Annotated in this window: 2 protein-coding genes; both read right to left on the bottom strand. The window is 62.3% G+C overall.

From position 1 onward, the window contains the following. On the bottom strand, positions 1 to 284 hold a 284-nt coding region (locus B5G37_RS14360), incomplete at its 3' end, for a hypothetical protein (protein ID WP_143482992.1). Between the two features lie 55 nt (positions 285 to 339). Beyond that, the gene (locus B5G37_RS14355; RefSeq protein ID WP_087258935.1) at positions 340 to 1,611 is read right to left on the bottom strand and encodes a hypothetical protein; all 1,272 of its coding nucleotides are present in this window, start codon (positions 1,609 to 1,611) and stop codon (positions 340 to 342) included. Positions 1,612 to 1,822 lie beyond the last annotated feature (211 nt).

The raw sequence follows: 1,822 nt of genomic DNA, 5'->3' as shown, positions 1-1,822 counted from the left end.
AGGTGCCCGTCCTCGTCCCGGATGTTCTGTATCTCGCAGCCGAACAGTGGAGAGTCCGGATCGTCCCGCAGCATGTTGAGGCTGCCGCCCACGTAGAAACCGTCGCCGCTGCGCACCATGAGGGGGTTCCCGCCGTTCTCCGGGTCGAATGTGCGCGGCTCGCGGATGTTGTAACCGTCGAGATAGTCGGCCAGATGGTCGAACGATTCCCGGAAATCGAGATTGCGGATGCCGGGTGGTTCCTTGCGGTGTTCCTCGATGTCCCAGATGGTTGTTTCCGTCATGATGGTCCCCTTTCATACGAGTGGGCGGGCGGGGCCGTGGCCCTGCCCGCCATTGTCAGAGTTCCGCCCTCGTGTCCTCATGGGAGGGGGCGTCATTGCCGTGGTTTTGTGCGAGCCGGGTGGAGGAGTCGCGGCTTTCCTCTGCCGCATGGGTGAGGGAATCGCCCCCGACTTCGGGGTGTTCGGCGAGCAGGTCGTGCCATGCGTTCTGGAATGCCTGATCGTACCCGTCCTTGTTCGCCAGCCGGACGGCTTCGGCGCTCATCATGCACGGGTTCGGCTTGTCGTAGCCGGAATCCCGCAGCGTGTCCGCCATGTCGGCGGAGAGTTCCCCGTCCTCGTCGCCGAGGGCTTCGGTGAGGGAATCGCTCATGGTCTCCTCCGCAAGGTCGGTGGCGTCGCTGAACCGGTTCATGCCGTCGGAGGCGTCGCGGATGCCTTCGATGAGGGTGTCGGCCATGTCCTCCGAGATGGCGTAGACCCCCTGATCCTTCAGGTGGGCGAGGGTGACGGCGGCGAGGATGTCGGCCTTGTGGTCGTACAAATTCTGCGAGTAGCATTCGTACTGCGCCGCCTGCGTCATCTTCATGAGGTCGCCCTTGCAGCCTTCCAAGAGGCCCTGCGCGTCGGCCTCCTCCAGCCATTCGTAGTTGTCTGGCAGCCAGTGGAGCAGGTCATGGTAGTAGATGTCCACCATGCCGTCCGCCGCCTCTTGCAGCGCGTCATCGATGTAAGAGGCCCCGTTCACGTAGTCCACGGCGTCTTCGCCGTAGTCGCCGAGGTCGAGGAGGTTGTCGATTGCCTCCTTGATGGTGATGAACTTCTGCCCGCCGTAGAGCATCTGGTCCACGGGCGGATGTTCGTATGCGTCCTGCCGTGCCTGCTCCTCCTGAAGCTGTTCGACCTGCGCCTGCACTTCGGTCTCGTATTCGTCGAGGGTGTCGGAGAGCTGGTTGGCTTCGCCATTGCTGAGGTTGAGGGTGTCGCGCACCCAGTCCCGCGCCTTCCTGCACCCCTCCCATGCGCGGATCGCCTCGGAGGGCTTGCGGTAGCCCATGTCGTCGGCGAAATCGTCCACATCGTGATAGGCGTCGGGGATGCGTGAATCCGAGAGAAGACTGCTCATGACCTGCGTGACGGTGGGTTCCCCGTGCACGCTGGGGTTGCTCTGGTAGTCGGTGGTGAAGGGATCGCCATACCTTGGGGTGAGCTGGCAGGTGTATTTCACATGGTTCGGGGAGAAATCCCCCTTTCCTGTATGGAGGATGTCGAGGTGGATGTCCACGAGGAATCTCGCGGCCTGTTCGGGTGTTTCGTATGCTGCCATGACGGTCTCCTTTCCGTGGTCCCTTTCGGGTACCACCATTGTATCCGGCGGGCTGTACGCCCGCCGGGGTCATGGCGGGGCGTCGTCAGCCGCCGAGGATTTCCTTGGCGATGCCGCCGGATTTCACGATCATGAAGATGAGGACGACGCTGATTGCGACGCCTTTGAGAAGGTTTATCAGGCTGTCCGCGCTGGATGTGGTCATAAGGAA

Origin of the sequence: Pseudoflavonifractor sp. An85 (assembly GCF_002161235.1) — a bacterium.
Lineage (GTDB): Bacteria > Bacillota > Clostridia > Oscillospirales > Oscillospiraceae > Enterenecus.
The sequence above is the reverse complement of the archived record's forward strand: the minus strand, read 5'-3'. Positions and strand labels throughout refer to the sequence as shown.